At 68.6% G+C, this 26227-nt stretch carries 23 protein-coding genes, 2 tRNA genes and 2 pseudogenes; 16 read left to right on the top strand and 11 right to left on the bottom strand.

Translation table 11 applies throughout. From position 1 onward, the window contains the following. Nucleotide 1: 1 nt before the first annotated feature. From PSQ21_RS17150 to PSQ21_RS17125, 6 genes are all read left to right on the top strand, one after another. Nucleotides 2-1102, top strand: a complete 1101-nt coding sequence (locus PSQ21_RS17150) for a hypothetical protein (protein WP_274031396.1) — start codon at nt 2-4, stop codon at nt 1100-1102. Further along, the gene (locus PSQ21_RS17145) at nt 1102-1926 is read left to right on the top strand and encodes a hypothetical protein (protein WP_274031395.1); all 825 of its coding nucleotides are present in this window, start codon (nt 1102-1104) and stop codon (nt 1924-1926) included. The genes PSQ21_RS17150 and PSQ21_RS17145 overlap by 1 nt, the downstream gene beginning before the upstream one ends. Continuing rightward, nucleotides 1926-3530, top strand: a complete 1605-nt coding sequence (locus PSQ21_RS17140) for a collagen-like triple helix repeat-containing protein (RefSeq protein WP_274031393.1) — start codon at nt 1926-1928, stop codon at nt 3528-3530. Before PSQ21_RS17145 ends, PSQ21_RS17140 begins: the two co-directional genes overlap by 1 nt. A gap of 77 nt (nt 3531-3607) precedes the next feature. Continuing rightward, a complete protein-coding gene (locus PSQ21_RS17135) occupies nt 3608-4690 on the top strand; it encodes a peptidoglycan-binding protein (protein ID WP_274031392.1) in 1083 nt (360 codons plus the stop codon). Nucleotides 4691-4754: 64 nt separating this feature from the next. Next, the gene (locus tag PSQ21_RS17130; RefSeq protein WP_274031391.1) at nt 4755-4994 is read left to right on the top strand and encodes a hypothetical protein; all 240 of its coding nucleotides are present in this window, start codon (nt 4755-4757) and stop codon (nt 4992-4994) included. Next, nucleotides 4991-5335 carry a hypothetical protein gene (locus PSQ21_RS17125; protein WP_274031389.1) on the top strand — a complete coding sequence of 115 codons (345 nt, stop codon included), beginning with the start codon at nt 4991-4993 and terminating at the stop codon, nt 5333-5335. The genes PSQ21_RS17130 and PSQ21_RS17125 overlap by 4 nt, the downstream gene beginning before the upstream one ends. 56 nt (nt 5336-5391) lie before the next feature. Here PSQ21_RS17125 and PSQ21_RS17120 read toward each other — a convergent pair whose 3' ends face one another. Beyond that, on the bottom strand, nt 5392-6744 hold the full coding sequence (locus PSQ21_RS17120) for a transcriptional regulator (protein WP_274031388.1): 1353 nt from the start codon (nt 6742-6744) through the stop codon (nt 5392-5394). Between the two features lie 203 nt (nt 6745-6947). Between PSQ21_RS17120 and PSQ21_RS17115 the strand changes: the two genes are divergently transcribed. The 3 genes from PSQ21_RS17115 to PSQ21_RS17105 are packed head-to-tail and all read left to right on the top strand — an operon-like array spanning nt 6948 to nt 8112. Next, nucleotides 6948-7316: an ATP-binding protein gene (locus PSQ21_RS17115; RefSeq protein WP_274031387.1), complete on the top strand. Its 369-nt coding sequence runs from the start codon at nt 6948-6950 to the stop codon at nt 7314-7316. Next, a complete protein-coding gene (locus tag PSQ21_RS17110; protein WP_274031386.1) occupies nt 7313-7798 on the top strand; it encodes a hypothetical protein in 486 nt (161 codons plus the stop codon). The genes PSQ21_RS17115 and PSQ21_RS17110 overlap by 4 nt, the downstream gene beginning before the upstream one ends. Nucleotides 7799-7848: 50 nt before the next feature. After that, nucleotides 7849-8112, top strand: coding sequence for a hypothetical protein (locus tag PSQ21_RS17105; RefSeq protein ID WP_274031385.1), 264 nt, complete (start codon nt 7849-7851; stop codon nt 8110-8112). Between the two features lie 224 nt (nt 8113-8336). On the opposite strand, the pseudogene PSQ21_RS17100 reads toward PSQ21_RS17105, so the two are convergent. From PSQ21_RS17100 to PSQ21_RS17085, 4 genes and pseudogenes are all read right to left on the bottom strand, one after another. Then, nucleotides 8337-9035: pseudogene (locus tag PSQ21_RS17100) on the bottom strand (AMP-binding protein); the annotation flags it as partial. Nucleotides 9036-9191: 156 nt separating this feature from the next. After that, on the bottom strand, nt 9192-9755 hold the full coding sequence (locus PSQ21_RS17095; protein ID WP_274031384.1) for a SigE family RNA polymerase sigma factor: 564 nt from the start codon (nt 9753-9755) through the stop codon (nt 9192-9194). Nucleotides 9756-9924: 169 nt separating this feature from the next. Beyond that, nucleotides 9925-10210: pseudogene (locus tag PSQ21_RS17090) on the bottom strand (thiolase C-terminal domain-containing protein); the annotation flags it as partial. A gap of 141 nt (nt 10211-10351) precedes the next feature. Next, on the bottom strand, nt 10352-10666 hold the full coding sequence (locus PSQ21_RS17085; protein ID WP_274031383.1) for a hypothetical protein: 315 nt from the start codon (nt 10664-10666) through the stop codon (nt 10352-10354). 334 nt (nt 10667-11000) lie between these two features. Between PSQ21_RS17085 and PSQ21_RS17080 the strand changes: the two genes are divergently transcribed. Together PSQ21_RS17080 and PSQ21_RS17075 are read left to right on the top strand one after the other, a co-directional pair. Continuing rightward, nucleotides 11001-11954: a bifunctional DNA primase/polymerase gene (locus PSQ21_RS17080; RefSeq protein WP_274031382.1), complete on the top strand. Its 954-nt coding sequence runs from the start codon at nt 11001-11003 to the stop codon at nt 11952-11954. A 234-nt stretch (nt 11955-12188) separates the two neighbouring features. After that, a complete protein-coding gene (locus PSQ21_RS17075; protein ID WP_274031381.1) occupies nt 12189-13184 on the top strand; it encodes a hypothetical protein in 996 nt (331 codons plus the stop codon). Between the two features lie 23 nt (nt 13185-13207). Here PSQ21_RS17075 and PSQ21_RS17070 read toward each other — a convergent pair whose 3' ends face one another. The 3 genes from PSQ21_RS17070 to PSQ21_RS17060 form a co-directional block, all read right to left on the bottom strand. Next, nucleotides 13208-13594: a hypothetical protein gene (locus tag PSQ21_RS17070; RefSeq protein ID WP_274031380.1), complete on the bottom strand. Its 387-nt coding sequence runs from the start codon at nt 13592-13594 to the stop codon at nt 13208-13210. Nucleotides 13595-13712: 118 nt separating this feature from the next. Further along, nucleotides 13713-13797: transfer RNA gene (locus PSQ21_RS17065), tRNA-OTHER, on the bottom strand. Nucleotides 13798-13893: 96 nt separating this feature from the next. Beyond that, nucleotides 13894-17712, bottom strand: coding sequence for an NACHT domain-containing protein (locus PSQ21_RS17060; RefSeq protein ID WP_274031378.1), 3819 nt, complete (start codon nt 17710-17712; stop codon nt 13894-13896). Between the two features lie 300 nt (nt 17713-18012). On the opposite strand from PSQ21_RS17060, the gene PSQ21_RS17055 reads away from it, so the two are divergent. Both PSQ21_RS17055 and PSQ21_RS17050 read left to right on the top strand, forming a co-directional pair. Beyond that, a complete protein-coding gene (locus PSQ21_RS17055; RefSeq protein WP_337961699.1) occupies nt 18013-18399 on the top strand; it encodes a GntR family transcriptional regulator in 387 nt (128 codons plus the stop codon). Beyond that, a complete protein-coding gene (locus tag PSQ21_RS17050) occupies nt 18396-19652 on the top strand; it encodes a tyrosine-type recombinase/integrase (protein WP_274031377.1) in 1257 nt (418 codons plus the stop codon). Before PSQ21_RS17055 ends, PSQ21_RS17050 begins: the two co-directional genes overlap by 4 nt. A gap of 136 nt (nt 19653-19788) precedes the next feature. Here PSQ21_RS17050 and PSQ21_RS17045 read toward each other — a convergent pair. Both PSQ21_RS17045 and PSQ21_RS17040 read right to left on the bottom strand, forming a co-directional pair. Next, nucleotides 19789-19878, bottom strand: a tRNA-Ser gene (locus PSQ21_RS17045). A gap of 86 nt (nt 19879-19964) precedes the next feature. After that, nucleotides 19965-21683, bottom strand: coding sequence for a S1C family serine protease (locus PSQ21_RS17040; RefSeq protein WP_274031376.1), 1719 nt, complete (start codon nt 21681-21683; stop codon nt 19965-19967). A 210-nt stretch (nt 21684-21893) separates the two neighbouring features. Between PSQ21_RS17040 and PSQ21_RS17035 the strand changes: the two genes are divergently transcribed. The 3 genes from PSQ21_RS17035 to PSQ21_RS17025 all read left to right on the top strand — a co-directional run bounded on the left by PSQ21_RS17035 (nt 21894) and on the right by PSQ21_RS17025 (nt 24645). Beyond that, nucleotides 21894-22721 carry a glycerophosphodiester phosphodiesterase gene (locus PSQ21_RS17035; RefSeq protein ID WP_397989293.1) on the top strand — a complete coding sequence of 276 codons (828 nt, stop codon included), beginning with the start codon at nt 21894-21896 and terminating at the stop codon, nt 22719-22721. Nucleotides 22722-22805: 84 nt separating this feature from the next. After that, complete coding sequence (locus PSQ21_RS17030; RefSeq protein ID WP_274031375.1) at nt 22806-23552, top strand: ATP-binding protein; 747 nt, start codon at nt 22806-22808, stop codon at nt 23550-23552. Nucleotides 23553-23679: 127 nt separating this feature from the next. Next, nucleotides 23680-24645, top strand: a complete 966-nt coding sequence (locus PSQ21_RS17025) for a DUF5926 family protein (protein ID WP_274031374.1) — start codon at nt 23680-23682, stop codon at nt 24643-24645. 467 nt (nt 24646-25112) lie between these two features. On the opposite strand, the gene PSQ21_RS17020 is transcribed toward PSQ21_RS17025, so the two are convergent. Then, a complete protein-coding gene (locus tag PSQ21_RS17020) occupies nt 25113-25856 on the bottom strand; it encodes a bifunctional DNA primase/polymerase (RefSeq protein WP_274031373.1) in 744 nt (247 codons plus the stop codon). Nucleotides 25857-26227: the final 371 nt, after the last annotated feature.

Below are 26227 nucleotides of genomic sequence, written 5' to 3'. Positions count from 1 at the left end.
CGTGCGCGCCGCGCCCCCGTACCGGGTCCTGTTCTGTGATCTGCGATCCGACCAGCTGCTCGACGCCCTGCCCGTTCAGGGCGTCGCCCTCGACGACTACATCGGCAAAACCGGCCGGTTCACCGGCACCGTGCCGATCCCCAACCGCGCCGTGGCCGAGCGGGCCCGCCGGGCGATCCTGCCCGGCCGTACGGGGATATGGGTCGAGCGCGGACGCGACCTGTGGTGGGGCGGCGTCCTGTGGACGCTCGCCCTCGCCTCGGATGCCCGCGGCTTCCTCGGCGCCCAGATTCAGGCCGGCGGGTGGGAAAGCTACCTGTACCGCCGCCTGCTGTACGACACGCAGATCGCGCAGCAGGTCGACCAATTCGACATCGCGCGCGGCCTGGTCGACTACGCGCAGAGCACGACCGGCGGCGACATCGGCATCACGTACGACGCCGACCCGTCCGGCGTCCCGCGTGACCGCACCTTCCTGCGGTACGACCTCCCGAGCATCGGCGACCTGCTCGACGACCTCGCCGCCGTCGAGAACGGGTTCGAGTGGCGCATCGCGAGCTTCCGCGACAGCGACGGCCGCCGGATCAAGCGGTTGCAGCTGGGACACCCGACGATCCGTACGGGCGCGTCCGAGGTCGTCCTCGACCACCCGGGGCCGGTCCTGTCCTACACGTGGCCGGTCGACGCCACCAAGAAGGCGAACACGTGGCAGACGCGCGGCGCGTCCATCAACGACAACCAGGCCGCCGACAGCTACCCGCTTACCTCGCCGGTCCTGGTCGCCGACGACGACCTCGCCGCCGGGTGGCCGCGCCTCGACGGATCGAGCGACTACACCACGGTTGAGCGACAGGACACCCTCGACGCCTACGCCCGCGCCGACCACACCGCCGCCCGCGACCCGGTGACCATCCCCGAAATCACGGTCCGGCTCGGCGGCGCGATCACGCCCGGCCTGGTCGGCTCGACCATCCGCCTACGCATCCGCGACCTGTGGCACCCGACCGCGCTCGACGCCCGATACCGCGTAGTCGGCATCAACGTGAGCCCGCCCGAGCGCGGACGCCCCGAAACCGCGCAGTTGTACTTGGAGGCCCCGTAATGCCGTTCGTCCCACAGGACGTACTCGACCGCATCGCCGCCCTTGAGCGCGAGGTACGGCAGCTGCGCGGGCGCGCGCAGATGCGCCCCGCCCTTAACCAAATCCTCAACGGCGACGTGCGGATCGGCGAGGGGGGCCGACTGATCGCCGAGGCCGCGAACGGAAACCGCGTGTTCATGACCGGCCAGGATGCCGAAGGCGATTGGGCCGTCGGCATGGCGAGGTCGGTGTCGGGCACGGCCGCGCTCACCGTCGGCGACGAGTACAACGGCAGCGGAGCCGGTCAGATGATCCGGACATGGTCGCGGTCCGGCAAAGTGATCATGATGGACGACGCCTGGTGCGACTGGATGCTCGGCCGCCCCTGGATGCCGTTCCCCATGTACCCCACCGCGATACAGGGCTACGAGGGCGGCACGGCGTGGGGGTTCGCGTGGGTCGGCCGGGGCCCCGCACAGAACGCCGTACTAGTTCTCACCTTCTCGACGATCAGCTCGAACGGCGGGCAGGTCCGCGTGAACTACGTACGCGGCAGCGACTCACAGACCCTCGGCACGTGGACGATCCCCAGCGGCTCAACGTGGGTCAACCGGACGATCACACAGCCGCTCGACGGCGCCGACTGGGGCGAGGAAGTCACGATTCAGATCGAGCACCGCAACAGCGCTTCCGGGGGCGCGATCGAGACGCGCGTATTCGCGAGCTACACGCGAAACACGTTCAGCGCGTCCGAAGTCCCCGACCCGCCCGCAAGCCTCACCGCCTCGGCGACCGCCGAGGCCCGCGCCATTCCTGGCGACCCCAACAACGACCAGGAGGCGTGATGCTGCCCGAGGGAATCCCCGTTGTCCGGCTGTCCGGCCGGTTCCTCACGCCCGAGGGCAAGCCCCTGACCGGGCAAGTCATCTTCCGCGCCCCCGGCATGGTCACCTTCGGCGAGTTCGACGTGATCCTCGGCGGGCCCGTAACCGCGCCGCTCGACGCCACAGGCCGGTTCGAGGTCGTCCTACCGGCCAACGACGCACCCGGCATGAACCCGAGCGACTGGTCGTACTCGGTCGCCGAACAGCTCGCGGGCGTCACCATGAACCGCGTCTACCAGGTGTGGCTACCGGCCGAGACACCCGAGGTCGACCTCGCCGACATCGCGCCGACCGACCCGACGACGCCGAACTACGTCGCCGTACGGGGTGACTCGGCGTACGAGGTCGCCGTCGAGAACGGGTTCGCGGGCACCGTCGCCCAGTGGCTCGCGTCCCTGGTCGGCCCCCAAGGCGTCAAGGGCGACACCGGCGCGACCGGCATCGCGGGCGACGACGCGTACGAGGTCGCCGTCGCCGCCGGGTTCACCGGCACCCGCGCCCAGTGGCTCGCGTCCCTGGTCGGCCCCCAGGGCGTCAAGGGCGACCAGGGCGTACCTGGCACGCCCGGCACCAACGGAGCGGACGGCGCACCCGGAGCGCCGGGCGTCGTGCAGTCCGTCAACGGGCAGTCCGTCGCCGAGGTCGTCCTCGATGCCGCCGACGTGGGAGCCGTCCCGGCCACCGCGCCGGGCGCGGCGGGGGGTGTCGCCCAGCTGGACGCGTCCGGGAAGGTCCCCGCCGAGCAGCTGCCCGAGGGGACCGGCGGGGGCGCCGTCGACTCGGTCAACGGGCAAACAGGCGTCGTCGTCCTCGCGGCCGGCGACGTGGGCGCGGCGACCGCCAGTCACACGCACACCGCCGCCCAGGTCGGTGCCCTCGCCACAACCGCGCGAGCAGCAGCGAACGGCGTCGCGTCCCTCGACGCCTCGACCAGGCTCCCCATTGCGCAGATGCCGACGGCCGTCGCCAAGAACGTATGGACCCCGCAGAGTCTCGGCTTTCAGGCATGGTCGGTCGACCCCGCCAGCGTCGCGAACCCGGCTCTGAAAGCCGCGGTCGTGGGCCGCATCTACCTGTCCGGGATCAACATCACGGAGCCGACGCCGGTCAACCGGGTGGTGATCCACGCACGTGGGTGGGGAGGCTCGACGCTCGTTCCGGCCGCGCGGTTCTACGCCGGTATCTACAACGAGTCCGGGACGCGCGTCGCCACGTCGGGCCAGGTGTCCAACCTCCCCGAGGCCGGCCAGATCACCGGCACCGCGCCGGGCGCCAAGAACAACCACATCGGCGCCGTCCCCGTCCCGCTCACCGCGACAGCGACCCTGCAACCGGGCCGGTACTGGGCGGCCTTCCTGATGTCCGCCGGGGGCGCGACGGATTTCTACTACATGCACATTCAGAACGAGTCGCCGTCCAACCCTGGAAACTTCTTCCTCGGCGCGACCGCCTTTCAGCGCCATTGGTGCATTCCGAGCGGACAGACCTCGCTACCGACGACCGTCAACCAGGCGACCGGCGAGGTCGGCCTCGACCCCGCGATTATGGCCCTCGCCATGGTCTGACGCCCCCGCACCACGCCCCACACCGCACGCCCGAGCGCACCGCGCCGGGCGTTTCTTCATGTCTGGAGACACCAACCGTGGCACGTCTGCCCGGCGCCCAGTGGCGCCCGATCGCCGTCAACTTCACCAACAACGGACAGGCCGAAGTGCGCGGCGTCGTCGTGCACATCATGGCCGGAACCCTCGCCGGGACCGATTCGTGGTTCCGCAACAGCAAGGCCCGCGCGTCGAGCCACTTCGGCACCGGCAAGGGCGGCGCCCTGTACCAGTGGGTCGACACGTCCGACCGCGCGTGGGCTCAGGCCGCGGGCAACACGTCGTGGCTGTCCGTCGAGAACGAGGGCGAAGGCGGCGACACCCTCACCGACGACCAGCTCGACCGCAACGCCGAGGTACTGGCGTGGGCCCACGTGACCTACGGCGTGCCGCTCAAGGTCGCCACGTCGACCAGCGACCGCGGCCTCGCGTACCACGGCCTCGGCGGTAGCGCGTGGGGCGGGCACACGTCGTGCCCCGGCTCCCGGATCGTCGCCCAGCTGCCCGAGATCGTCCGCCGGGCGAAGAAGCTCACCGGCAGCACCTCGCCGAGCGAGCCGACCGTCGCCCGCTACCGGGTCACGATCGGCGGCCTGTCCTACGGCTACGGCGCCAAGGGCGACCACGTGACCAAGGTCGGCCGCGCCCTGGTCGCGAAGGGGTTCGGCAAGCACTACGCCGAGGGCCCCGGCCCGACTTGGTCGGACGCCGACACCGAGAACTACGCCGACTATCAGCGCAGCCTCGGCTACTCCGGAGCGGACGCCGACGGCGTGCCGGGGGAAACAACTCTCCGGAAGCTGCTCGGCACCCTGCCCAGCAAGCCGAAGCCGGCGGCGAAGGTCGTCGACCTGTCCAAGCTACTCGCCGCCGCCCGGACCGACCCCGCCAAGTCCGGTACGCCGGTCTCGTACGCGGGCGCCCGGATCGTCGAGGACGCCCTCGCCGCCGAGGGACTGCTCGCCAAGAAGTACGCAGACGGCCATTTCGGCACCCAGACCAAGGCCGCGTACGCCGCGTGGCAGCGCCGTTGCGGGTACCACGGCGCCGACGCCGACGGACTGCCCGGCCGCGCCTCGCTCGACATCCTCGCGAAGCACCACGGGTTCACCGTCACCGCGTGACCTCGCCCCCCCACCCGGCCCGCCCCGACCGGGGCGGGCCCACCCGGAACAGGAGCACCACCACATGACCGACGCCAACAAGCGCACCGCGCGGACCGTCATACAGGGCATCGTCGGGTTCGCCGTCGCCCTGCCCGCCATCGTGGACGCGTCCGGCGTGCCCGAGTCCCTGCCGTGGGTCGCCGCCGGTCTCGCCGCAGCCGGCGGCCTCGCGCGCGTCATGGCCCTGCCGAGCGTCGAGGCCCTGCTCGACCGGTTCGGCCTCGGCCTGGTCGACGACGACAAGGAGCACACCGCGCCGTGACGACCCAGCCCTCGCCGTCCGACCCGGCCGCAGTCGCCCTTGAACTGGAGCGGATCAGGCGGACGATCGAGGTCGGGTTCACGCGCACCGACGGCGCCCTCGCCCTGCTCGTACAACGCCACGACCAGACCGACGAAGCGATCAAGGAACACGCGCGCCGCCTCGACGACCACGACGCCCGCCTCGACACCCTCGAACGCGGCGAGACCGAGCGCCAGAAGCGCAACGACACCCGCCTCGCAGACCTCGAACGGTCCCGGTGGCCCCTGCCATCTGTGGCCGCCCTGGTCGCCCTGGTCGGCCTCGCACTCACCCTGTGGCAGATCGCCACCCGCACATGAGCAACGCCCCCCGTACGGCCGCGTATGGCCGTACGGGGGGCGTTCTGTCGTTGCGCCTATGCTGCGGCGACCAGCGCACGCGCCCGTTCGTTGAAGTCAGCGATCAGACGGTCACTGCCGAACGTCTGCATGCGCCGCTGCAAGTCCTGTACCGCCTCGACCGCGCGCGAGGACTTCACCTGACCCGACAGGCTGAGCGTCCGCAGACCGGCCGCGTACGCTCCGTCGAGATCGCGCCGTTGCAGGTGGGACACCGCAAGCGCCGCTTGTGACATGGCACCCCGGCGGGCCCGCTTCTGCTTCTTCGCGTGCTCGATGGACCGGCGCGCGTGCTGCTCGGCCGACTTGGCGTCGCCCATGTCTCGCATGGTGTTCGCGTGCTCGCCGTGCAGGTAAGCAGGGTCGATAAACGCCGCCCAGTCTGGTTCGGTCGCGAGGTCGACCCGCTCGTACGCCCGTTCCGACTGAACGACCGCGCGGGCCGCACCGACCTTGTCATCAAGCAGGGCGAGCGCCCGAGCTTCCAGGCACCACAGGTCGGCGAGGCACGCCGGCGACTCCGCCCTCGACAGCCCCTGTCGCCCTGCCTGTGCGAGGCGCCGCCCCTCGGCAGGGTTGCCGAGTAGCGTCGCCTGGTCCGCCATGCCCGCAAGGACATGCGCACCCAGCGGAGCGTTCTGCGATTCCTCGGCGAGGCGTAGCGACTGAATCAAGTACCGCTGAGCGGTGCTGTGTTCGCCGTTGTCGTAGGCCATCCACCCCAGCAGGTACGTCTGTTCTGCGGCGGCCTCGCACAGAGCGCGCCGTACGCGGTCGTCGTGTGACCGCCGAAGCAGGGGATAGACGTGGTGGTTCATGTACTCGGCGAGGACCAGGCGCCCGGACCCGCCGCCCTGCAACACGTCCATCTTCTGAAACGTGGCGAACATGTTCTTCACGGCGAGTACGTCCTCGATGTGCACCCGAGGGCCCGGCTCTGGCTGCTGGTCGAGGGTGGCCAACAGCCAGTCCCGCGAAGGACCGACCCCGGCAACGGCCGCGAACGGCGCGGCTGCAAGGAACTTACGACGATCCACGTCAGCTCTCCCCAGGTCGGCGACGACTTCCACCGTAGCCGCGAAAGAGGGGTCGTACATGAGCGCAGCGTCGGCCGAACTGCCCTCTCCGAGGCCGAGGTCGTACGTTGTGACGCGCCACCCGAAGTGATCGGAGAAGACGCCAGCCAACACGTCGGGAATCGGCGCGCGGGGCGTCTCACCTTCCAACCAGCACCGAACGCGCGTCGCGTTGGGCGCAACGTTCGGTTGTCCCCACTCCTGCGCCTTCGATTGCACGCGCCGGGCGAGTTCCTTACGGCTGAACCCGGACCGCCCCAACCAGTAGCCAAGCTGCTCATTCGGTGACTTCATCCCGCACCCTCCGCGACTGTGGGCAACGAAAGCGACACCCTTCGACACCCCTCTCGACGGTACCCGCACTTTCGTTACGGGTGTTGCCTGGTCAACGAAACTCATCCGCTCGTGACCGCAGCTCCAGAGGGGTTGGCATGAACGAAAGACGGCAGGCCCCGGCGCCCTGCTGCGCGCCGCCACCCGGGCCCCCCGCACAGGCCGTGTTCCCCAAGAGCAAGGAGGCACCCGCACAGGCTCGCGTGTACGTGCGTGACCTCCTGGCGTTCGACGACGACCAGCTCGACGCCGACCGCCTCGACGATGTCTTACTGATCGTCTCGGAGCTGGTGACGAACGCGTACAGGTACGGCACCGAGCCAGGAGACTCGGTACTCGTTACCGTCCTGACAACGCGTGAGCTTGTGCGCGTAGAGGTGCACGACCCGAGCCGCACGCGCCCCTGCATGCGGAACGAGTCGGACGAACGCGCCCGCGGGCGCGGCCTGCACATCGTTGACGAACTCGCGGCACGATGGGGAACCAACGACCGCCCACTCGGTAAGGCCGTGTGGGCAGAGGTGAAGCGATGACGACCGAACCCGCCTTGTCCTTCCGGGCCGTGCCCGGCCCTGGCTTCGCCGCTGGCTGCACCGTGTCGACGTGGGTCGATGTCGGCGGCCTCTCGACGCCAGTCGCTTACATCCTGATTGGCCACGCGCCCCCGCGTCGCCCTGGGGAATCGGCCGAGTCGGTCGAGGCTGGCCTCATGGGCATGGTCGACTCGATGCGCTTACGCCCGGCCGCCGAACGCGTGCCGATCGTCGGCCCTCGGCTGCTCTTGCGCGACCGCTTCGCCGCCCTGGACTACGGGCATCCCACGTTTGTTCTGCGGCTCCCCGCCACTGGCGACGACTGGCGTCGACACGTCGTCGCCGGCGGCCCGGTCTGCGTGACCATCGGCCTTGACCCCTTGCCGCCCGGCGCGGGGCCCGATGCCGTCGATGCCTACCTCAGCCGCGTCGCCGCCACAGGCCGCGCGTACATGGGCGCGACAACGCGCCGGGTCCGATGACGGTCCGCGATCCGGGCGAGGTCGGCGACCGCCCTATCCCCCCACCGTTCATGTGGGCATGCTCCGACTGCACGATGCGACTGCGGCGGCTCGCCGAAATGTGGGCCGCCCCCGAGGGGTGTCTCTGGGAACAACTACAGGTCGCCCGGCACATAGCCGAGGTGCATCCGGAAGAGGTGCCCCCGCCGCACCCTGCCGACTGCGAGCTGTGCCCGTCGTACGCTCGCCACGATGCCGACGACCCGGCCAGGGTGTGGGCGGAGCACCGAACGCGGGACCTGTTCATGCCGCCCGAGGTCGCCCGCCTGTTGTAAACCACAGGGGTGCGCGCCCGCGCCGACGCGTGCGCCCTCGCCGCCCTCCCCCGCCGCGACACCCGGTAGGGGGGGGGAAGGGCCCACCGCTGCCGTCATCCCCCGTGCGGCGCGGTGGGCCATAAGGAACGGCCCCGGTACCTTCCGCGAGGTACCGGGGCCGCGTCCTGCTCGGCGAGGTCGTCGCCGCCCAAGGGTGGGGATGCCCCTTTAGGCTCACAGTTGTGGAACTGAGGCACGACGACGAGGGTGGTGTCCTTGTCGGTCAGCCCCATCGACTCGGTCATGTTGACCTGCATCGAGTGCAGGTAGATCGAACGGTGCGAGTAGACGACGCCCTTGGGGTCGCCCGTCGTGCCGGAGGTGTAACACATGGCGGCGGCCTGGCGTTCGTCCAGCTCGGGCCAGTCGAACGTGGTGGGCCGGCCCGCGATCAGCTCCTCGTACTCGTGCACGCGGGGCGTCACCCCGGCGAGGGCGGAGCGGTCGCCGGGGCCGGCCACGACGATGTGCTCGATGCTCGGCAGGTGGGGCAGCAGCGGCACGAGGAGCGGCAGCAGCGAACCGTTGACGATCACCGCCTTGTCGTCCGCGTGGTTGACGATCCAGGCGAGCTGCTCGGGCGGCAGCCGGAGGTTGAGGGTGTGGAGCACGGCGCCCATGGAGGGGATGGCGAGGTAGGCCTCGACATGTTCCGCGTTGTTCCACATGAGCGTGGCGATCCGCTGGTCGCCGTCGACGCCCAGCTCGTCGCGGAGCGCGTTGGCCAGCCGGGTGGCGCGGGCGCCGATCTCGGCGAAGGTACGGCGGTGCGGCTCGGGTTCGCCGGTCCAGGTCGTGACCTGCGACTTCCCGTGAATCGTCATCCCGTGGTGCAGGATGCGGGTGACAGTCAGCGGTACGTCCTGCATGGTGCTCAGCACGGCGTCCTCCCGGTGGGCGCTACGCGGCAGTAAGGTTCCGCTGATTCTGCGCACATACCACGCGGTATGTCACTACTCGCGGGAGAAATTCCTGACCGGGGCCTTGGGGGGCACCCGGCCCGGGGGCCGTGCGGATGCCCCCGGTGGTGGTGCCGGTCAGCGGACCGGCGTCAGCTCCGGGTCCTCGCGGAGCTTGCCGAGGGCACGGGAGACGGCGCTCTTGACCGTACCGATCGACACGCCGAGCACCTCCGCCGTCTGGGCCTCGCTCAGGTCCTCGTAATAGCGCAGGACGACCATCGCGCGCTGACGGTCCGGGAGCTTGAGCACCGCGCGCCACATCGCGTCGTGCAACGACTGCTGCTCGGCCGGGTCGGGCGCCGGAAGGGCCTCCCGCTCGGGCAGTTCCTCGCAGGCGAACTCGTCGACCTTGCGCTTGCGCCACTGCGAGGTGCGGGTGTTGAGCAGCGCCCGCCGCACGTAGCCGTCGAGCGCACGGTGGTCCTCGATCCGCTCCCACGCGACGTACGTCTTGGCGAGCGCGGTCTGCAGCAGGTCCTCCGCGTCGCACGGGTTCGCGGTGAGCGAGCGCGCGGTACGCAGCAGGACCGGCCCACGGGCCCGTACGTACGAGGAGAACGACGCGTAGGGCGCGTGGGGGTGGCCGGCGGCGGTGGCAGAGGCCGCCCTGGAGGCGCCCGTGCAGACTGGCGTGGTCATGTACCCAACGCTAGGAGCGAGCACCGCCGAGGGGATCGCCCCCAGGTCCCGAAGCCTCGTCCGCCTCAGGTTGTAGGGGGTGTGCGCCCCGCACCTCCTGAAGGTGGACGGGCCGCCGCCCGGCCGTAAGGGTCCACCCCCGAGAGCCCCCGGGGCCGGGCGTCGCCGTTCAGCCGTCCGCGCCGATGACCAGGCCCGACGTCGGGACGCCCGTACCGGCCGTGACCGGCGCCCTCGCCGCCCCCGCCACCTGGTTCACCGCACTCCCCGGGGCCTGCCGGACGGCCTCCGCGATGCCGTTCGTCCCGTGGAGGCACGCCTGGCCCAGCTGGCCCCCGTGGGTGTTCAGGGACAGGGCGTCCGGCCGCGGCGAACTCCCCGGCCCCGCCGGGACCGCAGAAACCGTACTCCTCCAGGTGCATCAGGACGAACGGCGTGAAGTGGTCGTAGAGGATGTCCAGACGGCGGCAGCCCGCACAAAGGCTCCGAAGTGCCTTCGCGCGGGCTGCCGTTCGGTCTGCCGGGGCCCCCCGGGAGGCCCCGACGTCCGCGACCGCGACCGTGTCATCCGCGTCGCCCGTGCCCCCCGAGGAGGATCACCAGAAGAAGGGCGTGAAGTTCACCGCGACACTGTGGTCCGACTGGTCGATCGGCACGAAGGCCGAGTCGCTCACCTGGGCGGACGTGTTCTGGTTCGACGCTCCCGCCCCGACCGCCTGCTGCTGGGTCGTGGACGAGTTTCCGGCGTTGTTGCCGCCGACGCCGCTGCCGCCCACCGTCGCCACAGCCGCGTTCGATCCGTCGTTCGCGAAGGAGCCGTTGTCCGCCACGGCGACCCCTCCGCAGAGGGCGACGGCCAGGGGCAGAGCAGCGACAGCGGCGAGAGCGCGAGCGGTACGGATACGTGCCATGTCATGTCCTCCAGGGAACGGAATTGCGGCTTCATATTCGACTGTTCCCGGGGGAGTTGGCCGACCACCCCGGTGCTGTTCACAACGTCGCGAGACCAGAGTTGCCCAGCACCTCCCCGGCGAACCCCTCACCACCCCCCGATTCCCCCTCACGTATGACGAAGAGCGGATAAACCTCCTGAGCCGCGCGAAAGTCCAGGTCAGCGAGGTGACCTCAGCGACCCGTCGACACGCCCGGGAAGAAGCGTTCCGCCACCGGCCCTCCCGGACGCCTCCGCCCCGCCTCTCGCCTCCCCCTCTTCCTTTATTCGAACTCGTGTACGAAAATGATGGCATGGCCACCATCGACCGGCAGACCCCCACCCTGGCCCTCGCCCACGCCCTCGCCGCCGCCGGGCGCGGCCTCCCCGTCTTCCCGCTCTCCGCCACCAAGCTCCCCGCGCTGCGCTCGCCGCACCGGGGTGAGCAGGCGCCGCCGCACTGCCGGGGAGAGTGCGGCCTGCCGGGACACGGGGTGCACGACGCCACGACCGACCCCGCGGCCGTCCGCGCCCTCTTCGCCGCCGCGCCCCGGGCCACCGGCTACGGCATAGCCTGCGGACGGGCCCCGCACCGCCTCATCGGCATCGATCTGGACGTCGACCCCGCGTACGGCAGCGACGCGGCGGGCGCGCTGCGGCAGCTGGCCCTGCAGCACCTGTTCACCATCCCGCCGACGGTCACGGTGCTCACCCCGAGCGGCGGCCGCCACCTCTGGCTGACCGGACCTGCGGACGCGACGGTCCCCAACTCCGCCGGCCGCCTGGCCCCCGGCATCGACATCCGTGGCAGCGGCGGTTACCTGGTCGGCCCCGGCTCGGTCACCGCCCGCGGCCGCTACCGCCTGGCCCCCGGCACCGCCCACCTCACCCCGGCCCCCTGCCCCCGCGCCCTGCTCCGCCTCCTGGCCCCGCCGCCGGCCCGCACCCCCGGCACGGGCAGGGGGTCGGGCTCGGGCACCGCGTCCGGACCGGCCACCGGTTCGGGCTCCGGCGCACCGGCCACCGCGGCCCGTCGCGGGGAGGGCCTGGTGCAGTTCGTCCTGGCCGCCCACGAGGGCCAGCGCAACACCCGCCTGTTCTGGGCGGCCTGCCGCGCCTACGAACACGGTTTCGGCGACGCCCTGGCGGACGCGCTCACCGCCGCCGCCGTCCGCACCGGGCTCCCGGAACACGAGGCCCGCGCGGCGATCGCCTCAGCGGCACGGCTGACCTCGGGGCAGGGCGGGAAGAAGGACGGCGCGGCTTGACGGGGCTCTCACGGTGCAGAGCCGGCTGCTCCTGCTCCCGCCCGGCGACTGCCGACTGCCGACTGCCGACTCCTGGCAGGGAACAGCCTTGAGGACCTGCAGACATCGCCCATGTCGCTTCCGTTCCCACCGGCACAGAATGCACAGGTGACACCGAAACCGAACCGTGAGGCAGCCCCTGCACGCCGTGGGCCGGTACGCGCCCACCTGGCAGCGGGCGTCCTGTTATCCCTCGTGGCGGCCTGGCTGCTGCTGCTCACCACGCCGCAAGCCCGCGACGACGAGCGCGCCTTCACCGCGGCGACCGCGTGCACCGCCCCCGGCGAAGGCGATTCCGACTGTCTGCGGACGGTCACGGCGGTGATCGACCGCGCCGAGGAGGAGACGATGCGCAAGACGCCGTCGTACTGGCTGTACCTCAACCAGGCCGACGGAACGTCCACGCGCACCCGGATCGATGGCGACCTGGAACGGCTTCCGGCCACCCGTCCGGGAGCGACCATCGAGGTCACGTACTGGCAGGACCAGATCCGGTACGTCGACTTCGGAGCGGACCGCCGCTACACGAACGCGGACCCGCGCGAGGCCTTCCGCATACCCCTCGCCGTCGGCCTGCTCCTCGGCATCCTCGGGGCCATGTTCCTGACCGCCGCGGCCGCGACGGCCTGGAGCAGCAGGCGCTCGCCCCGGGCGTTCCCCTGGCAGGTCGGCCTCACGGTCACCGGCGGCACGTTCCTGACCCTGTTCGGCGCGATGGCTGCCTGGAACAGCGACAACATCGGCGACGCGCTGGAACTGACGGGCCTGGCCGGTGCGGTGGTCCTGGGGGCATGCGTCCTGGCCGCCGTGTTCCTGCACCGGCGCCATCGCGGCGACGACACGATCGTGCTGAAGTCGTCCGTGCTGACCGAGGAGACATGCTTCCCCGGCCTGATCATGGGCGAGGTCCCGTACGCGGGCAACGCCGGCTACCTGGTCGCGGGCCCCGGCGCCCTGGTCACGACCCCCGACCCCACGGGCGCCTTCCACCGCAAAGCGGCCCCACGCACCCTGACCCCGCTCCGTGTCCGCCCGCCCTACCTGACAGACCCCGCGGGCCGCCCCGACTACGACGGCCGGGCGGTGGTCGTGGAGTGCGAGGACAACGGCGTACCGGTCCTCGTCGTCACGCGGAAGAAGGACGTACCCGCCGTGCTCGGCGCGCTAGAGCCGAGGACGGCGCCGGAGTAGACCCGTGCCCGCTCCCCCCGCCCCTACGCGTTCACCGGACCGCCGCCCCACCGGCCCAGCTCCGCGTCGTACCGCTCGGCGTCGAAGTGGAACTCCAACGGGGCGTCCTCCCCGTACGGAACCTTCCAGCCGGACCACTGCACGATGCCCCCGAGACGCTGAACGACCACCGACAGAAACCCGCAGCAGCCTCCCCCGCATTCCGGCTCCCCCAGCATGACCCGCCGAGCCTCACCGGTGGCCCACAGCAAACCGGGGCCACCGGCCGGCAGCGCGTCGGCGACGAGCGGCCCCCGCCCCCCTTCACCGACCGCGCCGGCCACCACGTCCTCGCCATTGACCAGGATCCGCAGACGGGCCGAGTACCGGCGCCCTCGCGGCAGCACACCGACCTCCAGATGATCGAACATCCGGCCACGCTACGGCGAAACACCCGGGGAGACCGCCTCCTCCGGCGCCCCGGCGAGAAGCGCGCATGCGTAAGGCCCCCGACCGAATCCCCTGGTCGGGGGCCTTACACCTCTCGCCTGCGGTGGGTGTGGGATTTGAACCCACGGTGACATCGCTGCCACGACGGTTTTCAAGACCGGGCAGCCCAGTCAACTGCCAACGCGCCGACCTGCACTTATCCCCGATGCGGCTCTCCAGACTTACGGCCTGGCCCGTACATGGCCCATGCCTGGCGACGCGGCTGGTCCTCGGGCCTATTCTACGGCGAAACCCCCCACTCGGTCCCATAAGAGACTCCCCCTGCTCCCTTTATGGGAATCGTCTTCGTGGAGTAGTGGTGGTGAAGGTGATTAACTACAGAAAGATACCGTGCGTCTTCGAGGTTCTTAAGCATTTTTGCGAGAGTCGCTCCTCCTCCGCCTTGGGTAAACTTCCTGAAAAATCCAATTGGTGCCGTGTCGTGCCCTATCGTCAGGTCAGATAGGCATTCGGAAATGGTGTACCAATCATCTGCATCCCAACTTCCACCCCATGCAATAATCAGTTTTCTAAAGTTGTTCTCCATATTCTCTTCAAGGTCTCGCACTTCGATCCATGATTCACCTGTTTCAATATGAGGAAGCCGCAGGAGCATCCTCGCCAGCCCCCAACGTGACGGCTTCCTGCGCCATATCTCGTAGATATACCTAGTGACTCGCGGAGATGCCTTTGCGGCTGCCTTCACAGTCAAAATCTTGGCGTTCTTGCCTAGCGTGTTCGCTAGCTCAATGTGATCATCATCCCCGGTCATAACCAGTTTCATTATGAGACTCACTGGTACCGATGATGCGGAAATTCGCTCGATGGATTCGAAGGGCAGAGAGCTTAGAAGCGCGTAGCCCTGAGTGCTGCTCTCCAGCATTGACCAGAACCAGGATATTCGCGCTTCTTTGAAACGACTCTGTGGAAGGGCAGCGAGAGAGGTGAAGATAGACATCAGTTGCTCGAACTGACACTCTTGAGGGGACACCATCAAGCGATATGCGGGTACACCGATGACCTCAGGAATAAGTTGAGGGTGTACGCATAGAAGTTCTTCGGGTTCGACGCCGTTAAGCCATCGGTCCTGTACCTCTTGCCACTGTCCGACGGCCTCGGGGGTAACGCCCAAAGCTGGCTGCCCCTGCTCCCACCAAAGAGCAAGAGGCCATGGCAGTGCCTGCCACCAGGCATTTACGTCTTTTGCATCTGCGGTTCTCAGCGCGATCAGAGCAAGGTCCCAACTTTCACGGCTAGGTGCGTGAGCGAACAGAACCGCACGCCGAAGGAACTCCCACGCTCCGGAAAAACCTAGAGAATTAGCAATTTTGCCGACACTCACTAGCCATTCGGATTGCAGGGTTGGCGTCTTGATCTGGAACAGCGCTGGTCGGTAAGTGCCAGCCGTGCCCACTCGCGTCGCCCGATTGCGCATAAAGTGCGTAAGTCCCATTATCAAGCGGGTAAGGAGTGTAGCGTCCTTATGCCATTCATCAGGTGCCATCCAACTTGCTTGGTGAGCCCGTGTCAGTAGTGGCTTTGCCTCAGCAGGCGTCAATGACGGCAGGTATTCTAGTAGTACGCGCGTCATGGAATAGCGCCCACGGTTGATGCCGAGCCCTGTGCTCATCAACCGATTTCTTTCGGCACCTACTTTTCCATCTAGCAGATCGCGCAGTCGCTCGTACGCTCCTGAGCCGTCCGCATCGGCCTCGAACGACGCAACTAGTAGGGCCCCCAAACGGTCGAAAAAATTGTCCGAAGAGGACGCGCGAGCAACCGCCTCTGAAAACTTTTTCCGCGATGCCGCATCGGTAAAATCTACTTCCGAAAGTTTCGAAAGAGATTCCCCGCCGCACATTCCGATGATGAATATTGCAGTTTCGGTCAACATTCTCTGATGACGAGGCGCCGTGTCAGCGACCCTATCGGCCAGAATGTCAATTGCAAGACGCGATCCCATGAGAGATCCGCCAGATCCAGGGTATTCTGGGACATCGCCAGAGTTGAGCTCGTGACAAATGGACGTAATCATGTCACGACGAGCGTTATTCCTGGAAAATATTGCTCCACTCGCAAGCAGAAAGGTATTTCTCCAATGATCGCTGCAAACGATCGAGGCAAGCCTTTCGTAAACCTCTTCGTCGTTCCCCTCTAGAACGCCGTTTGCGGCGCAAAATTCCTGAAGGCTGCGCAATTCGAAGCCCATACGCTCTGCTGTATTCGCCACGAGAAAGACTAGCCGATCTGTGGCGGCATTCATTATTTGAGAAACGAGCTGAGTTTTTTCTTCCGCCTCGTATCCCTCCCCTCCAAGAATTATCTCTAGCTCTATCTTCATGTCCTCCCTAGTGAGTGAGGACTCTGTATGCGAGGCTATTGCGGCTTCGCATTGCAGGCGAAAGCCAATTCGCCAATGCAGGAGATCGATGAAAGTTCTGTACCGGTCTAGCGTTACAACATGGGGCGTATCTTTTTCCAGCTCACGGGAGTAGATCACTTGATAGTAGTTAGAGAACAGCACGTATCGCTGGCTGGGTGCGACACTCGAACGCGACAGGAGAAGGACAAGAATTGTCACTTGGAGCGGGGTTGTCATCAGACGTGCAGTCTCTGCCTGGCCGGCAGCGCGCTCCACGCGCTCCATAATCTCGTTCGCTTTGTCGCTCCCATCGCCGTGGCGGATGGCTGTTAGCCTACGTGAATAGCGGATCACTTGTTCATTGCGCAACTGAGATAGAAACATGGTTTTGAATGAAGTGAATTCATCCTTGTAACCTTGCGGTCTACTCGTCCCGATTATCGCCAGGTCGGCTCCGCAAGCATCTGCCGCATCATTGAAGGCACTGATGGCGTCCATCACTGGGCCGCGATTTGCCGTGCTGGGCACCTCATCCAATCCGTCAAGGACGAGCAACCAAGGATACTTTCGCATCCAGCGTCGCATTGTTCCGACTGTTGCCCCCTCCCCCACTCTTTCTGCAATGAAAGACATCAGCGATCTTTCCGGGTTTTCGGCCAGATAGTTCGCGAACTTGGGTAGCGAAACAAATATGGGGAATCTCAGAGAAGTGGGCAATGGGATGCCTTCCTCCTCGCAAATTAGCCTGGTGCGATTTACCTCTAGTGAAATTTCTTCTTGAACTCCAAGGAATTTATGCCGAGCCAATAGTTCGCAGCGGTAAATTTGACATATAAAGCGACCAAGTGTGCTTTTACCTTGCCCGGGGCCGCCAATAACGAGAATTCGGCCTCGTGAGGCGGCTTGGGCTCTATCGATCGGAGTGGCATGGAGATTCAATAGGTCGACTATCGTGGCTGCGCTAGCTTCTTCCTCTCCCGTTTCCTCTTCGAAGGAAAATATGTCTTCTGTAGAATCTCCTGTGTAGGGCACGTCTACGAATACGCGTGCTAGGGGGACTCTTCGGTCGTCTACCCCGCCACCCTGATCGAGTTCTGCGTATCTTTCGGCCTTGAAGACCTTTGCTAGGTGCCCCGACACGGCATCGCTAATATCGGTCTCGGTCTCAGAAATTGACTCTGTCAAAGTAGTCAAAAGGTCGCCCATTACTGATCCTAGAAACCGCTGCCTAACCGCAGTGTGCGAATCTAGGAGTCGGCAAATCTTTTCGGCGTGCCAGACGTCCGAGTCCTCAAGATTTAGGATTGGAGTGATTGATTCAAGATATTGATTAATCAACTCCTCGCCGCCCCCTGGGGCCGGTGTTAGTGCCACGTTTGTTATGATCAGTAGCTGCCGAGGTTTTTCTTCTCGCTTTAGCCAGGCGGCAACTTCCGTTTTGAGTTCATTAAGCAGCCACCGGGCATCTGCGGTCCGCCGAGTGAGCTCTTCCTTGTGTTTTACCTGAAATACCGTGAACCCGGACCATGGCGGATTGGTGGGTGAAACATGCAAATCGCTTCGCGTGCTCGCATCCCGACCGCCATCCGGCCCCATGCCATGGATCCGAATGTGAGAGCCGAACTCTGCGAGGAGCAGTGCTTGGGCAAGACGCTGGAACTCGTGTGGGCCCATCCGGGTCAGGTCATAGCGATTCACACAACGATAGTCTCGCAAGAGACGGCGTTGAGGCGCTGGTTTGGCCAAATCGGCCCGAGCGTTACCGGTGGCGGAGCCAGGGCAAGCGGAAGGTAGGGCACCCCGTGTGTCAGTGGTGTGCGGCCTGCACCTACGGGTTGTGCTTGTGGCCTAGGCCCCGGCGCAGACGTTCGTGGGAGGCTTGAGGTGACCGGTGAGCACGAGGGGGGAGTGCAGGTGGTGTCCCAGCAAGCCAGCCCACGGGGGACCTTTCTGAAGGTGGCCGCAGCTGTGAGAGCGCAGATCGATGCTGACCATGAGATGACCGAACTGCCGTCAGTCGCGGAGTTGATGCGCAACCATGGCGTGTCTCGCGGGGTCGCACTTCGAGCCTTCAGCGTCCTTCGGAAGGAGGGGGTCGCGAAGCCCGTACCTGGCGGTCGGTGGCGAGTGGTGCGGCCCGGGCAGGACGTCGATCCTCGCCCCTTGGCTGAGCGTATGGCGGACGTGATTTTGGATGATGATCTTGCCCTACGGGCAGCCTTCCCGAGCACCACAGAGCTCAGCTCCCGGTTCGGGGTCTCTCGCCCAACCGTGAGCAAGGCTCTGGCCAAGCTGGAATCCGCCGGCTTCTTGTCCGAGGCCCGGCAAGGCAAGCAGCGCACTGTGCGGGCGCTGCCAGAGCGAACGGAGTCTTCGAGATCGTGACGGCCACGGGATTGACCGCTTGGGCCTATCCTCTTGCGGAGAAGCTGCTTGAGGAGCCGTTGCCGCGTCGGTGGGCGCATTGGTTCGAACACGCCAAGGCGTACGCACTGATGAAGTGGCCCGGGGCGGCGGCGAAGCATCGGGCGAGCATCGCGGAATCCCTCGCGGTCGTAACGCCCGTCTTCACAAGGGGCAGCGGCACCCGACCCGATGCCCGTGTGCTCCGCGCCGCTCTGTATCAGTGGGCCTTCCGAGCCGTGGACGGGCAGAAGAATCAGCTCGTCTCGCGCGCCGACGCCCAAGAGCCTCCCGACGACGTCCGAAAGGCACTGGAGTGGCTTGGACAGCATTCGATGCGGGTGGACGAAGCCGCGAAGCCGGAGAACGTACGCGCGGCGCTCACAGCGCTTTCCCGGCTCCTGAGCGGCAAGCCTGCGGCGGAGAACACCGCCAACCGGAAGCGCATGGTGCTGAGCAACGCCTTCCGCTATGCGGTTGAGGAACGGGCCCTGCTCACCCGTCACCCGTTCTTGTCGGTGGACTGGGCCGCTCCGCAGACCTCGGACGAGGTCGATTTCCGGTGGGTGCCCGGCCCTCGACTCGCTCGCGCTCTGCTCGCCGCCGTGGCCGCGCAGGGAGAACGTGGTGAGGAACTTGAGGCGTTCTACGGAGCTGTGTACTACGTGGCGACGCGTCCCGGCGAAGCCGCGGCCCTCAAGGAGTCGGACTTCATCCTGCCTTCGGAGAGCGAGCCGGATGCGTGGGGCGAAGTGCTGGTGTCGGAGAGCCACCCGGAGGTCGGGGGCGGTTGGACCGACAGCGGGAAGTCCCACGACGAGCGCGGCCTGAAGCACCGGGCGCGTAAGGCTGTACGGGCCGTTCCCGTCCCGCCGATTTACGTGCGCATGGTTCGCGCCCACATCGCGCGCTTCGGCGTTGCACCGGACGGTCGGCTGTTTCGGGCGGTGCGTGGCGGTCGTCTGACGTCGAACGAGTACTCCGAGGTCTGGAGCGAAGCGCGGAAGGCGGTGCTCAGCGAGCAGGAGCTTCGGACCGCGTTGGCCGAGGTCCCGTACTCCCTGCGGCATGCGGCGATCTCGCTGTGGATCAAGTCCGGTATGGACCCGGTGGAGGCTGCCTACCGCGCCGGCCACAGCCTCGCGGTGCTCTACCGGTTCTACGCCAAGCTCCTCAAGGGCGGGTCGGCTGCGGCCAACCGGCTCGTTGAGCTGGGGCTTCGCGCCGAGGACTAGGGCCGATCCTGGCCCGCGTATGGCCCACACGCCCTGGTCGGCACCGGGAATCAGGGGCGTGGGGTGAGACAAAGTGAGCGCAGAGGGCGGGTCTCCACTTCGGAGACCCGCCCTCTGACCTGCTACTTCTCTCACCTGGCGGTGGGTGTGGGATTTGAACCCACGGTGACATCGCTGCCACGACGGTTTTCAAGACCGTTCCCTTAGGCCGCTCGGGCAACCCACCCCGCGTCTGCGGTCCGGTCGCTGTGCAAGCCGATGGGCCGTCAGGCCCACGGGGGGCCGGTTCGACGCGTGGGACAGCCTAGCCGGTCAGCTGTCGCCCTCGCGCTGGCCCAGGGTGACTTCGGCCGTGGCCGTCTTGCCGTCGCGCTCGTACGTCAGGGTCACCTTCTCACCCGGCTTGCGGGTCCAGATCTCGCCGATCAGGGTCGGGCCGCTGTCGATCACGGTGTCGTCGAACTTCGTGATCACGTCGCCCGCCTTCAGGCCCGCCTCGGCCGCCGGGCCGTTCGGGGTGACGGCGGGGGTGCCGCCCGCGCCCTCGGCGGAGATGGCCGCGCCGCCCGTCTTCTCCTCCATCGTGACCGTCGCGCCGATCACCGGGTAGACCGGCTTGCCGGTCTTGATCAGCTGCACGGCGACGTTCTTGGCCTGGTTGATCGGGATCGCGAAGCCGAGCCCGATGGAGCCGGCCTGGGACTGGCCGAGGCCCCCGCCGGTCGACTGGATCGCGGAGTTGATGCCGATGACCGCGCCCGTCGCGTCCAGCAGCGGGCCCCCGGAGTTGCCCGGGTTGATCGACGCGTCGGTCTGGAGGGCGCTCATGTACGAGTTCTTGTTGCTGGAGCCGTCCCCGGACGCCACCGGGCGGTTCTTCGCGCTGATGATGCCCGTGGTGACCGTGTTGGAGAGGCCGAAGGGCGCGCCGATCGCGATCGTCGAGTCGCCGACCGCGACACCCTCCGAGTTGCCCAGCGGCAACGGGGCGAGGCCCGCGGGCGGGTTCTTGAGCTTCAGCACCGCCACGTCGTAGCCCTGGGCGCGGCCGACCACCTCGGCTGCGTACTTCTTGCCGTCGGAGAAGGTCGCCGACAGTTCGCCGGACGACTCCGCGGCGGACGCCACCACGTGGTTGTTGGTGAGGATGTGGCCTTCCTTGTCGTACACGAAGCCCGTGCCCGTGCCGCCCTCGCCCCCGCCGCCCTGCGCGTCGATGGTGACCACGCTGGGGAGCGCCTTCGCCGCTACCCCGGCCACCGTGCCCGCCGGGCGCTTCAGGTCCCTCGGGGTGTCCGACGCCGAGATGGTGGTCGAGCCGCCGCCGTTGCCTTCGTCGTTCCGGTCGGCCGCCCAGAACCCGAGGGCTCCGCCGATGCCGCCCGCGACGAGGGCCGCCACGGCCACGGCCGCCACCAGGCCGCTGCCGCGGCCCTTGCCGCTCCTCCGGCCGGGGGACTCGGAGCCGGGCGGGACCGGAGCGCCCCAGACCGGGCCGTGACCGCTGCCGTTGCCGATGCCGCCGGACGCGTGACCGGCGCCCCCGTCGGCGTACGACGGGACGGCGGGCGGAGGCGGCGGCCAGGACGCGGCGCCCGCGGGGAGCCCGGGCTCCGCTCCGTATCCGGGCGCCGTTCCGTACGGAGGGTGCTGCGGCGGCTGGGACGGCGCCGGGTGGGGGGCCTGGGCGTACGCGGGCGTGGCCGGAGCGCCCGAGGAGGACGGGGCGCCCTGGTGCGTGGGGTCGTGGCGCGGAGCTTCGGCATGCGCCGGCGCTCCCGGTGCGCCCGGTGCCGGGCCCCCCGCTCCGGGGGAGTGCGGGGCGGCCTCCGCTGCGCCGGTGTCGTGCACGGGCAGGCGCGCGGTGTCGTGCGCGGGCTCGTGCGCCGCCTCGCGCGCTGGGGCGTCCTGCGCCGGGGCCGGCGGCGTCGCGCCGTCGGTCGCCGGGTCGGGAGTGGCGGCCGGCCCGGGAGGTGCGGACGGCACGGCCGGTACCGCGTTGCCCTCGTTGCCCTCGTTCTCGGTGCTCACAGCTCTCTACTCCTCGGTTCCACTCGGCATCCAGTCGGCGTTCGGCAAGAAATCCGCTGTGCACGTGTCTGCGGTCAGCTTTTCCCACAACACGTCGGGCCACTGTAAGCAGGACCTGTGCATCCGCGTACCAATCTTTACATCTGACAAAACGGACCTCCAGGGTGACATGTGCTCAGCCATCCCCGCGGCGGTGACACCATGGCGCGGATGACCCACGCACGGCAGCGCAGCGCGCACACCTCCATCCAGGTCATCGCCCACCGCGGGGCCTCCGACGACGCCCCCGAGCACACCCTCGCCGCCTACCGCAAGGCGATCGAGGACGGTGCCGACGGCCTGGAATGCGATGTCCGGCTCACCGCCGACGGCCACCTCGTCTGCGTCCACGACCGGCGGGTGAACCGTACGTCCAACGGGCGCGGCGCCGTGTCGGCGCTGGAGCTCGCCGACCTCGCCGCTCTCGACTTCGGCTCCTGGAAGGACCGCGAGGAGTCGCCCGACTGGGATCCGGTGCCGGGCGAGCTCACCTCCGTACTCACCCTGGAACGGCTCCTGGAGCTCTTCACCGAGGTCCGGGCCACCGGGCGGCCGCTGCAGCTGGCCATCGAGACGAAGCACCCCACCCGCTGGGCCGGGCAGGTCGAGGAGCGGCTGCTGCATCTCCTGAAGCGCTTCGGGCTGGCCGCCCCGCCCGCGGACGGGCCCTCGCCCATCCGCGTGATGAGCTTCTCCGCGCGCTCCCTCCATCGCGTCCAGGCCGCCGCACCCACGCTGCCGACGGTCTACCTGATGCAGTTCGTCTCGCCCCGGGCGCGCGACGGGCGGCTGCCCGCCGGGGCCCGGATCGCGGGGCCGGGCATGCGGATCGTGCGCAGCCATCCGGGATACATCGATCGCCTGCACCGTGCGGGGCACCGGGTGCACGTGTGGACCGTGAACGACCCTGCTGACGTCGCGCTGTGCGCCGAACTCGGCGTCGAGGCGATCATCACCAACCGCCCGAAGCAGGTTCTGTCCCAACTGGGCCGCATTTAGCACGTATGAGGGTCCACCAAGGCTCCGACCTCGGCCGTTACGGGGTGTGCACCGGCGCACTCGGTGCGCGTTCGATCGTTACGAGTGCGTCACTGGCAGCGCATTGGCCGGTTTCCGGTGCAGCTCAGTGGGGCATCCAACCCGTGGCGTGGGGCAAAGGAGGTCTCGGGGGTGGCGTTGGTGGTGGCACAAGAGGTGCCCGCGTCGTCGAGCATGGCCATTCCTCATGGCCCTGCCGGCGTGGGGCAGGCACGGCGGCGGATGCGTGAGCAGTTGCGCGGCAACGGGGTGTCCGACGCGGTCGTCGACGACGCTGTCCTGATCCTTTCCGAACTCCTCAGCAACGCCTGTCGGCACGGCAGACCCCTGGGGCGCCCCGACGTCGGCGACGGGGACATCCGCGCCGCCTGGCGGGTGGACACCGGCGGCGCGCTCACCGTGGAGGTCACGGACGGCGGCGGCCCGACCCGCCCGGTTCCGGCCACCCCCTCGGTGACGGCGCGCGGCGGCCGGGGCCTCAACATCATCAGCGCCCTGGCCCAGGAATGGGGCGTACGGGACGACTCGTCCGGCGAGGTCACCGTCTGGGCCCTGGTCTCCTCGAAGAAGCCTTCCGGCATCGGCGGCAACGGCTCCGACGTGAGCGGCACCGGCGCGCGCGGCATCAGTGCGAACGGCTCCGGCGCGCACGGCATCAGCGCGAATGACTCCAGAGCGCATGGCATCGGTGCGAACGGCACCGATGCGCACGGCATCAGCGCGCACCGCACCGGCGGGCTGACCGGTTTCGAGGGCCTGGATCTCTCCGAGGCCTTCGACGACGTGGGCTGAGCGCACGAACGGCCTCGGCCCGGCGCGCGGACGAGGCGGGCCGAGCCCGTACGGGGGACGAGCGAGGCTCCCCGGGCGGCTAGGCTCGCGCCGAGTCCGCACTGTCGCAATCGGGAGAATGCCCACCATGGCCAAGAAGCGCCCTCAGTCCAAGGCCGGGAAGCAGCAGCTCAAGGACGGTGAGATCCCGGTCGTCGGGGCCCGTGAGCCCTGCCCGTGCGGATCGGGCCGCCGTTACAAGGCGTGTCACGGACGCGCCGCCGCCCAGGCCGTGACCGAGCTCGTGCACCGCCCCTTCGAGGGACTCGCGGGCGAGTGCGACTGGGTCGCGCTGCGCGAGCTGGTGCCCGCCGCCACGGTCGAACTGACCCTCAAGGACGGGCTGCCCGAGGGAGTTCCGTCGGTGACGCTCGCGACGGTCCTGCCGATGGCCTGGCCGGCACTGCGCCGCGACGACGGTTCCGTCCTGCTCGCCCTGCAGAACGACACTTCCTCCGGCGACCTCAGCCGCGACCTCGCGGACACCCTCCAGCACGCCCTGGAGGCCGAGCCCGGCTCCCCGGTCACCGCACGCCGCGTGCCGGCAGACGGTCCGCGCCTGCAGGATCTCCTCGCCCCGGACGCCGCTTTCGAGCCGAACGTGCACTCCGGGTTCGAATTCTGGGTGCCGGACGCGGAGAACGCCACGCCGGAGGTGTCCGCCTCCCTGGAGCGCGCGAACGCCGCCGCGATCCCGACGACGCTGCTGTCCGGCGTCGACGCCGCGTACTGGTGCGAGACACCGGAGAAGAACCACCTGCGCTGGGTCATGCCGCACCCCGAGGAGCAGCTCCTCGACGCGCTCGCCCGGCTGCACGCCGCCGGCACCTCCTCGCTCGGCGACGAGACCCGCCTGGTCGGATCGTTCCGGGCGCACGGGCTCGTGGTCCCCGTCTGGGACCTGCCCAGCTCGATGGGGGCCGAGGCGTGCGAGAAGCCCGCCGTCGAGTTCGCCGAGCGACTTGCGGCGGCGCTCGCGTCCGACGCCCCGCTCACCGCCGAGGAACGCCGCGCCCGGGGCGGTCTCACCAACCGCCAGGTGACCCTCAGCTGACAGTGACGACCGAGGGCCGCAGCCGGTGACCCACGTCACAACTCGCCGTACTCGTAAGTAAATCGGCGTCCCTACAGGCGAGATCGAATTTGCGAACGGCAGATCTCTTGTTACGGTTCTAGAAGCCCGGTCGCTGGTGCATCCCCCGTCGCCAGCGACCGGGCGTCCTCGTTCACGGCTGTGGCCTGCCCTGTGACGCTCCCGGGCGCGGAGACCGCACCGCTCCTGAAACCCCGCCCGCCGCTTCGGAGTCCGTCGCATCGGAATCCCGGGCGCCGCCCCTTCGGCCGGTCCGGTCGGCCCCTGACTTGCAGCGCCCTTCCGGACCCGGCGCGGAGCCGCAGGGGCGGATGCGTCTCCGGACAGCCCATCAACAGGCGTCATCCACAGGCCTTCTGGCGGCCCGCCAGGCGATTTCGTCCTGGCTACCGGACCGCCCACCCAAGACGGCATCTCCCGCGACCGGGTCAGTGGGCGAGCCGGCTTCCGCCGCCCGGGGCGCCGGTGCTCGCCTCGACCAGGGCGTCCAGGACCGCTTCGACGTCCGGGAGCCAGGGCGCCGCTGCCGCGGGAGCCCCGCCCTCCGCCCGCCCGGCGGACACCGGGGCGGCGGTGGAGGCCCTGACCGGCGCAGGGGGCCGCTCCCAGCGGACCTGGCCCACACCGGTCCGGGACGGCGGAAGGACGAGGTAGCCGCCCTCGCCGTGGAACCGGAGCGAGCTGGGCACCCAGTCCTTCGCGTACAGCAGTTCGCCCAGCCGTTCCAGCGTGTACGGGGCCACCAGCAGCGACCACCGGGTGGGCGTCGCCACGACGGGGCCGAGCCGCATGCCGAGGACGTCGAGGGCACTCAGCGCTCTGGCGCCTGCCACGGCGGGCAGGCTCACCGCGCAGGGCGCGTGGCCACCGGTCGCCAGCATCACGGGGGCGGTCGGGCGGTGGGTCCACCACCAGCGCACCATGCGCTCGTCCGTGGTGGCCGCCAGCAGGCCGGGGTCGAAGGGGTGTGCGCCCGGTACGGCGCAGTCGGGTTCGGGGCAGGCGCAGCCGAGGCCGCCGCTCTCGCCGTCCGGGGTGGCCTGCGCCGTCCCCACGCCGGGGAGCACGGGCCATTGCCATACGGTGGCGCAGGTCAGGGCCGCGTCGAGCCGGGCGGCCCCCTCCTTGCGCCGGAGCCGGAGCCTGCGTCGCCTTCCGAGGATCTCGCGCATGAGCGCTCGTTCCTTTCCGTTGAACGCCGAGTCCACATGACACCACGCGTGTGTGACACCACGTGCGTATCTCTTCGCTGTGCGTACGTGCTCATCAGTTCTGCGGTACGGGCGTGCCGTCGATACCGAGCGTGAGCCGAGCCGAGCCGAGTGGAACCGGTCCGAATAGAACCGATCTGGGGTGGAACAGAGCCGAACCGAGCAGAGTCGAGCGGAGTCGAACCGGACCGGGCCGAACTGACGGAGCGGAGTCGTGCTGCCTTGGCAGAGTCGTACGTGTCGAACCGAGCGGGTCGAGCCGGGTCGGCGATCGCTGGTCGAGGGCGGCCCGCGCCTCGCCTGCCGTCCCTGGTGCGAACCCCGCCGTCCGG

This window comes from Streptomyces sp. MMBL 11-1, from assembly GCF_028622875.1.
Taxonomy (GTDB): domain Bacteria; phylum Actinomycetota; class Actinomycetes; order Streptomycetales; family Streptomycetaceae; genus Streptomyces.
This window is presented reverse-complemented; position numbering and strand designations above follow the sequence as displayed.

Coding starts and splice junctions, on each gene's coding strand:
- PSQ21_RS17145 (WP_274031395.1), top strand. CDS start 1,102: ATGCCGTTCGTCCCACAGGACGTACTCGACCGCATCGCCGCCCTTGAG.
- PSQ21_RS17140 (WP_274031393.1), top strand. CDS start 1,926: ATGCTGCCCGAGGGAATCCCCGTTGTCCGGCTGTCCGGCCGGTTCCTC.
- PSQ21_RS17130 (WP_274031391.1), top strand. CDS start 4,755: ATGACCGACGCCAACAAGCGCACCGCGCGGACCGTCATACAGGGCATC.
- PSQ21_RS17120 (WP_274031388.1), bottom strand. CDS start 6,744: ATGAAGTCACCGAATGAGCAGCTTGGCTACTGGTTGGGGCGGTCCGGG.
- PSQ21_RS17110 (WP_274031386.1), top strand. CDS start 7,313: ATGACGACCGAACCCGCCTTGTCCTTCCGGGCCGTGCCCGGCCCTGGC.
- PSQ21_RS17105 (WP_274031385.1), top strand. CDS start 7,849: ATGTGGGCATGCTCCGACTGCACGATGCGACTGCGGCGGCTCGCCGAA.
- PSQ21_RS17095 (WP_274031384.1), bottom strand. CDS start 9,755: ATGACCACGCCAGTCTGCACGGGCGCCTCCAGGGCGGCCTCTGCCACC.
- PSQ21_RS17085 (WP_274031383.1), bottom strand. CDS start 10,666: ATGGCACGTATCCGTACCGCTCGCGCTCTCGCCGCTGTCGCTGCTCTG.
- PSQ21_RS17080 (WP_274031382.1), top strand. CDS start 11,001: ATGGCCACCATCGACCGGCAGACCCCCACCCTGGCCCTCGCCCACGCC.
- PSQ21_RS17070 (WP_274031380.1), bottom strand. CDS start 13,594: ATGTTCGATCATCTGGAGGTCGGTGTGCTGCCGCGAGGGCGCCGGTAC.
- PSQ21_RS17055 (WP_337961699.1), top strand. CDS start 18,013: ATGACCGAACTGCCGTCAGTCGCGGAGTTGATGCGCAACCATGGCGTG.
- PSQ21_RS17035 (WP_397989293.1), top strand. CDS start 21,894: ATGACCCACGCACGGCAGCGCAGCGCGCACACCTCCATCCAGGTCATC.
- PSQ21_RS17025 (WP_274031374.1), top strand. CDS start 23,680: ATGGCCAAGAAGCGCCCTCAGTCCAAGGCCGGGAAGCAGCAGCTCAAG.
- PSQ21_RS17020 (WP_274031373.1), bottom strand. CDS start 25,856: ATGCGCGAGATCCTCGGAAGGCGACGCAGGCTCCGGCTCCGGCGCAAG.